The sequence below is a fragment of the Lacticaseibacillus sp. 53-4 genome (assembly GCF_016861805.1).
In the GTDB taxonomy this organism is placed as follows: domain Bacteria; phylum Bacillota; class Bacilli; order Lactobacillales; family Lactobacillaceae; genus Lacticaseibacillus.
The window spans coordinates 1-5,920 of record NZ_BOLT01000055.1 but is presented as its reverse complement, the minus strand read 5'-3'; the positions used below and the strand labels follow the sequence as shown (position 1 = coordinate 5,920).

Genomic DNA, 5,920 nt, shown 5'->3' with positions numbered 1-5,920 from the left:
ACCGACGCATGGCTTAACAACCTAGACCACTATCAAGGATTCGTTATCATCGTTGCACTTGACTTGAAAATTGAGGAAAGTAAATTGGAACAAGAATTTTTAAAGCGCCGCGGTTAGCATCGCCCTCGAAAATTTGCTGACTGCGATCGGTAGAATAGTAGTAGACACCATCATCACCGTTTAGAATATGTTTAATTTCGTGGGCAGCTTGAAAGGGAATTTCCCGCTTATTAGGCCAGTTTCGGTTGAGAACGTAACTCTTAGACTCCGAATCTGCGCGCGGCTTTGTCCATGGCTTTAAATCTAGCCATTGCCAACTGACACCGTGATCCATCCCCCAGTTCACGACACGGGACAGCATTTCGCCTGAATCCATCCAATCACTTCCCCTTACGAGCTTTTTTTGCGCGCTCAAACGCGGCTTTGATTAAGTCCCAATCATCGGGATCAATTCCGTCGGCGTCGTAAAGTTCACCTTGATAGGCGAAAGTGTTGGATTTTGAGAGATCGACTACAGATTTCGTCCCGGATTTTGGCGCTGGCTCCGGGTTGTCTGTGTTACCGAGTAGGTAGTCCACGGAAACGTGGAGGACGTCTGCAACGGCTTGGAGCCGGCTTGCAGAAGGCTCGTTATATTTCCATTTATAGATCGCTTTTTCGTTCATGCCAGCTTTGATGGACGTATCCGTTAAGGATAGTCCTTGCTTTTTTGCAGTTTCTTTTACGCGTTCAAACGTTGTCATATCAAGGAATCCTCCATACGTGAATGTAATTATTCGCAAATACAGGTAAGACCTTCTTGACACAAGTATCTAATACGGATAGACTGATACTCGTACCAAGTTGTTAAACAGAGTATATAAAAACCGTGTCAACGTCCGGAGCCGCCAAGCAAGGAACAGACAGGTGAATCTAGCGTTTTGTACGCTTGTTTATGTGTGCAATTGTAGTGCCAAATACAGACAACGTCAATAGAGCTTAACAGCTAAATACACAAATACAGGTAGAAAGCGAGGTGAAAACAAATGAAGACTGAAATCGTTTCAGTACCACTTACGGATTTGAGCGAGGATGAGACCATCAAATCATTAGTCCCAGAGATGACGACAGATGAATGGGGGAAGTTCTTGGAGAGCTGTAAAAAGTCTGGTATCCGCCAGCCCATCGACGTTCGTGATGACGGTGTTGTGTTAGATGGCCGCCATCGCTATCGTGCCGCCAAGCTTTTAATGCTCAATACCATCAACGTAATCTATCACAAGCTTAATCAGGAGCAGTCAATTGAGTTTGTCCGTGACACAGCGATTGAACGCCGAAATCTCACGATAGCGCAGCGTGTGGACATTGTGTTACGAAGTGAGGAACTGGTTAAAGGCATCGAACAGAAAGCCAAAGCAAAACAGATTTCCAGTTTGCAACATCAATCCTCGTTTGGGCCCACGGGCCCAAACGAGAAGCCTATTCAAACTGACGTGGCCCTTAGCAAGCTGGCGAATACATCGCCAACTACAATCAAGCGCATGAAGAAGATTAAAAAGGTTGATCCAGAAACCTATGAACATGTTGTAGCAGGCGAAATTTCAGCACACACGGTATATGACCGAATCAACAAAGAAATTAAGTCCGGCAAAAAAGCTACTGATAAGTTGGCAGAAGCTAAAAAAACAACCCCTAAAATTGTCAAACCTAATCACGATGCCGAAATCTTGGAAGCCTGCGTGTCACCAGTATTGAACATGATTGGTGCGGTTGCCGACCTCAAAAAGCTTTGGGGCGACCAGGCTGTTGAGGATGCCATCAAAATAATCCAGGAATCAGTATGTCAACATGTTTTTGGCGGTGCTGGCGTTAATCTGTGAAGCATTTGCGACAAATTTTGAAGCAGTTGGTGCGATGTACTTGATTATTTTGGCCTTCTTTTCGATTATGATGATTTGCATTCGGCGAGTTTCGTGGTGTGGAGGGGTGCTAACCCTTTTGCAATGGGTTATTGCTATTGCAAATGTGATTTTTGCTTTGACTTGTCCAGGTAATTGGACGCGAAATAGCCAGCAAGTGTTTGTTTGGATGAAAGATTTTGTATCCATGACACCAGTTGACAAACTAGTCTTAGGGGTCAATACAACAGTACTTCAACTGATTTCAACGAATCTACTTTTTACAATTTTTACGATTGTCTTAATTGGCTACGCGTATTTGCAAGGCGGTCGTCAACATCCTATGATGTTGGGATTAGCATCGCTACCTGTTGCCAGTGTTCTGACAGTGCGTTTAGCGCCGATCCTTTTCCCGATGCTTTCACCATTGATTAAGAACTTTGCTACCACGACACGACTCAACAGTGTTAACTTTTACAGTCCAAGTAGCTATGGCTTATTTATTTGGAGTATGCTCATTATTACAAGCAGTGTGATTGTCATCATTGCTCAGTCGAGGACGTTGATTGAAGGGGGATTGCTTGCTAGCACTTTGGGGGCAGGTATCGTCAGTCGTGTGTTGATGGGCTTTTCACCGACTATCCTTGCCTCTGGCGCACGAACCTTTATCTTTTTAGATTTCGCCCTGATTTATTGTGTTTTGAAAATGATTCGCATGCTGGATGTGGTCGAGTCTGATTCGCGTTACCGCGTATATGGCCAGTATAGCTTGGCGGCGGTGACTCTAGTTGTGGTACTGGGTAATATCCTTTCAATTGGGATTGTTTGATTGTCAAGAGGGGAAACGATGGCAATAACAGATTGAAAGTTGAATTTAGGCTAGATTTGAATTGAAAGAGGTGTTTCATGATAACAATATTTAAGCGTGTCAAGCAAGCGTTAGTTGCCAAGCGGTTGTGGGATATCTTGACTTATATTTTCTTTGGTGGCCTTACTACAGTCATTAATATTGTTGTCTTTGGTTTGAGCACCCGAGTTGGGCTCAATTGGCAGATTGCGAATTTTATAGCGTGGCTATTATCGGTTCTGTTTGCGTTTGTCACGAATAAATTATGGGTGTTCAACTCGCATACTGAAAACTTCACGGCGTTACTTTGGGAATTCATCAAATTCATGTTTGCCCGAGTGGTTTCGCTTGGCATCGATTATGCCTGCATGTTTTTGTTTATCAATGCCATTGGTTGGTCGAGTATGGTGGCTAAGATTTTAACACAAATTGTGATTATTGTGGCGAACTATGCTTTTTCCAAATTCATCATCTTTCGTCATAAGCCCAGTGATCGTGCTTGATGGCTTGCGATTACACTGGCAATAAAAAATAGGCTTTGTTATGACTCCTCAATTTTCAAGTCAAGTGCAACGATGATAACGAATCCTTGATAGTGGTCTAGGTTGTTAAGCCATGCGTCGGTAGTAATCGCATGGTCGAAGATAGTTCAGAATACGTCTGGGACGATGGTTCAGTGCTGATTGGACTGCTTGGATCTCAACCAGCGTAACGTCCCTGAGAGACTTTCCCTTCGGGAAGTACTCCCTGAGTAGTCCGTTGGTGTTCTCGTTAGTGCCGCGCTCCCAAGGCGAGTATGGATGAGCAAAATAGATCTGGGTTCCAACAATCTCTGATAACTTGGCAAACTCGGAACCATTGTCAAACGTGATACTCTCAAACTCCTTGGCACCGTAGTCGTCGATCGTGTCCTGCAAAGCTTTAAGGCAGGTGCCCGCATGATAGTCAGGAATCTTGACGATGATTTCAGTCCGGCTGTACCGTTCTGTGAGCGTCATTAATGCTGGCTCATCAGCTGAGCGAATACCTTTGACCAAGTCGCCTTCCCAATGTCCCACGCCTGTGCGGTCATTCACGGCCGCAGGACGCAACTCGATTGAGTCGCCGTATATCTTCTTGTTCTTGCGCTTATGGGCGTTCTTATCACCTTTGACCCGGCGTCGTAGCTTCTTAGGCAACGCCATGTTGTCTAGCTTAAGCAGCCCGGCATCGATGTAGCGATACACGGTGGTCGTTGAAGGACAGGACTTACCCTGGTCGCGGTAGAAGTGTACGAAGCTGTCAACGCTATGTACGCGGGGCTTACGAGTAAGCTCCTTAGTAAGAGCCTTAAAGAACGTACGGCTAGTTTTGAGAAAGGCGTGGTGTCCCGTCCTGTCACGTTTCTGGGCGTGTAGTGTTTGAGCCGTTTCCGCAAGATAGACTTGGTGCGAATGGTGCTTTGAATCGAGCTGAGCTACCGCTCCGCGTGTGATCTCTCGTGAGATTGTCGACTTATTGCAATGGAGCACCAGCGCAATCTCGGTCATAGTCTTGCCGGCAGCCCGGAGGGCCTGAATCGTAGCTCGGTCGCCAAGATTAAGTTGTTGGTAGTGCTTGTGGGTGCTAATCTGGGAGTGGGTCATGAAGATTCCTGCTTTCTTGTTTAGCTAGCACTAACAAGAATAGGTCTTCATGGCCTTTCTGGTCTAGTCGTCAGGGTGTTGCACTTGAATTGTAAACTGGGGGCTTTGTTATGACTCAAAATCGAGTGATGACAAAGCCCGTTTTATTTGATTTCATTGACGATGTAAATCGGTCGATTCTTGATTTCCAGATAGATTTTGCCGATATACTTACCTAAAATTCCAGTGCCGAATAGTTGCAATCCGCCAATCAAAAGCAGAATACATACCATTGATGGCCAACCAGCAACTGAGCCGCCCCAAAACAAGGCGCGCACGACAATGAAAATCATCGCGAGGATCGATAAAACGCAGCTGGTAATGCCTAACCACGATACCACTGTCAACGGGACATCAGAGAAGTCGATGATCCCGTCTAAAGAATATTGAAATAAACTGCTGAAACTCCAAGAGGTTTGGCCGTGTTCGCGCTCAACATTTTGATAAGGCAAATATTTGGATTTGAAGCCGATCCAGCCGAAGATCCCTTTAGAGAAGCGGTTGCGTTCACTTAACGATAACACCGCATTGACATATTTAGGCGTCATTACCCGAAAGTCTCGGGCGCCGGGCACGATGTTAGTTTTGGAGATTTTGTTGATGACTTTGTAGAACATGTTGGAGAAGAAGCTTCGCAAAGCAGGCTCGCCAGTGCGATCCATGCGCGCGGCGCCAACCATTTCGTAACCTTCACGAATGCCAGCTAACATGTCTTTGAGCATCGCTGGCGGGTCTTGTAAATCGGCGTCCATGATGGTGTAAAGGTCGGCTTTAGCATTTTGAAGACCAGCATACATGCCAGCTTCTTTGCCAAAGCCGCGTGAGAAGTCGATGTAGTGGACATCAGGGTCAGTGAGTTGCAGTTGTTGAATTTCGGCTAAGGTGCGGTCGACAGAGCCGTCGTTAATGTACCAAAAAATCGGTTTGTAATCCGGCAGTTCAGCGAACGTTTTCTGCACCGCTTGATAGAACAACGGCACGTTTTCTTCTTCGTTATGACACGGGATGATGATGGCAAGCGATTGGGTCAAAATACTGCCTCCAAGCAGGTGAATTGTGGGTGACGCGCTTAAATTGGGGCGAAGTCATATAATATAAGGGTACACTGAACTTGCTTTTGATACTAGCTCATAGTTAAATCCGGTTCAATCAGCCAAGCAGTATGCGTAAACGATTTAACATCCGATTTGGTTAATCCTTGTATGACCTCGCAAAGCCTATCTACTACTTTTTCTAAGGTTTGAAATACGCGATTAACGAATCCTCGACGCCGAAATTCTCGCCAAATTCTTTCAATCGGGTTCATCTCAGGCGTATAGGGTGGAATGTATAGCATCTCGATATTCGCAGGAATAAACAGCGCCCGCGCTTTATGCCACACCGCATTGTCGCAAATCAGGATGATCATCTTGTCTGGGTACTGATCAGATAACTGTTGTAAAAATAGATTCATGCCGCGCATTTTAGAATCAAGTTAGCCACTGTCTCAAAATTTTTTGGACAATAAAAAACATCAAGAACAGATATCCTGT

8 protein-coding genes are annotated in these 5,920 nt (G+C 45.3%); 3 read left to right on the top strand and 5 right to left on the bottom strand.

All coding sequences use genetic code 11. From position 1 onward, the window contains the following. Window positions 1-46 precede the first annotated feature (46 nt). Window positions 47-376: an ImmA/IrrE family metallo-endopeptidase gene (locus JUF21_RS11580; RefSeq protein WP_203664766.1), complete on the bottom strand. Its 330-nt coding sequence runs from the start codon at window positions 374-376 to the stop codon at window positions 47-49. 4 nt (window positions 377-380) lie between these two features. Then, window positions 381-743, bottom strand: coding sequence for a helix-turn-helix domain-containing protein (locus JUF21_RS11575; protein WP_203664764.1), 363 nt, complete (start codon window positions 741-743; stop codon window positions 381-383). A 282-nt stretch (window positions 744-1,025) separates the two neighbouring features. Here JUF21_RS11575 and JUF21_RS11570 point away from each other — a divergent pair, with 282 nt between their 5' ends. The 3 genes from JUF21_RS11570 to JUF21_RS11560 all read left to right on the top strand — a co-directional run bounded on the left by JUF21_RS11570 (window position 1,026) and on the right by JUF21_RS11560 (window position 3,227). Then, window positions 1,026-1,859 carry a ParB/RepB/Spo0J family partition protein gene (locus JUF21_RS11570; protein WP_203664762.1) on the top strand — a complete coding sequence of 278 codons (834 nt, stop codon included), beginning with the start codon at window positions 1,026-1,028 and terminating at the stop codon, window positions 1,857-1,859. After that, on the top strand, window positions 1,828-2,706 hold the full coding sequence (locus JUF21_RS11565) for a hypothetical protein (protein WP_203664760.1): 879 nt from the start codon (window positions 1,828-1,830) through the stop codon (window positions 2,704-2,706). Before JUF21_RS11570 ends, JUF21_RS11565 begins: the two co-directional genes overlap by 32 nt. A gap of 77 nt (window positions 2,707-2,783) precedes the next feature. Then, window positions 2,784-3,227 carry a GtrA family protein gene (locus tag JUF21_RS11560; protein ID WP_203664758.1) on the top strand — a complete coding sequence of 148 codons (444 nt, stop codon included), beginning with the start codon at window positions 2,784-2,786 and terminating at the stop codon, window positions 3,225-3,227. 105 nt (window positions 3,228-3,332) lie between these two features. Here the strand turns inward: JUF21_RS11560 and JUF21_RS11555 are convergent, their stop codons facing one another. From JUF21_RS11555 to JUF21_RS11545, 3 genes are all read right to left on the bottom strand, one after another. Then, window positions 3,333-4,349 carry an IS30 family transposase gene (locus JUF21_RS11555; RefSeq protein ID WP_203664753.1) on the bottom strand — a complete coding sequence of 339 codons (1,017 nt, stop codon included), beginning with the start codon at window positions 4,347-4,349 and terminating at the stop codon, window positions 3,333-3,335. Window positions 4,350-4,492: 143 nt separating this feature from the next. Continuing rightward, entirely contained in the window at window positions 4,493-5,419 is a 927-nt protein-coding gene (locus tag JUF21_RS11550) for a glycosyltransferase family 2 protein (RefSeq protein WP_203664752.1), read from the bottom strand. A 92-nt stretch (window positions 5,420-5,511) separates the two neighbouring features. Next, window positions 5,512-5,841, bottom strand: a complete 330-nt coding sequence (locus tag JUF21_RS11545; protein WP_203664751.1) for a transposase — start codon at window positions 5,839-5,841, stop codon at window positions 5,512-5,514. Window positions 5,842-5,920 lie beyond the last annotated feature (79 nt).

Coding starts and splice junctions, on each gene's coding strand:
- JUF21_RS11555 (WP_203664753.1), bottom strand. CDS start 4,349: ATGACCCACTCCCAGATTAGCACCCACAAGCACTACCAACAACTTAAT.
- JUF21_RS11575 (WP_203664764.1), bottom strand. CDS start 743: ATGACAACGTTTGAACGCGTAAAAGAAACTGCAAAAAAGCAAGGACTA.
- JUF21_RS11545 (WP_203664751.1), bottom strand. CDS start 5,841: ATGAATCTATTTTTACAACAGTTATCTGATCAGTACCCAGACAAGATG.
- JUF21_RS11565 (WP_203664760.1), top strand. CDS start 1,828: ATGTTTTTGGCGGTGCTGGCGTTAATCTGTGAAGCATTTGCGACAAAT.
- JUF21_RS11580 (WP_203664766.1), bottom strand. CDS start 376: ATGGATTCAGGCGAAATGCTGTCCCGTGTCGTGAACTGGGGGATGGAT.
- JUF21_RS11570 (WP_203664762.1), top strand. CDS start 1,026: ATGAAGACTGAAATCGTTTCAGTACCACTTACGGATTTGAGCGAGGAT.
- JUF21_RS11560 (WP_203664758.1), top strand. CDS start 2,784: ATGATAACAATATTTAAGCGTGTCAAGCAAGCGTTAGTTGCCAAGCGG.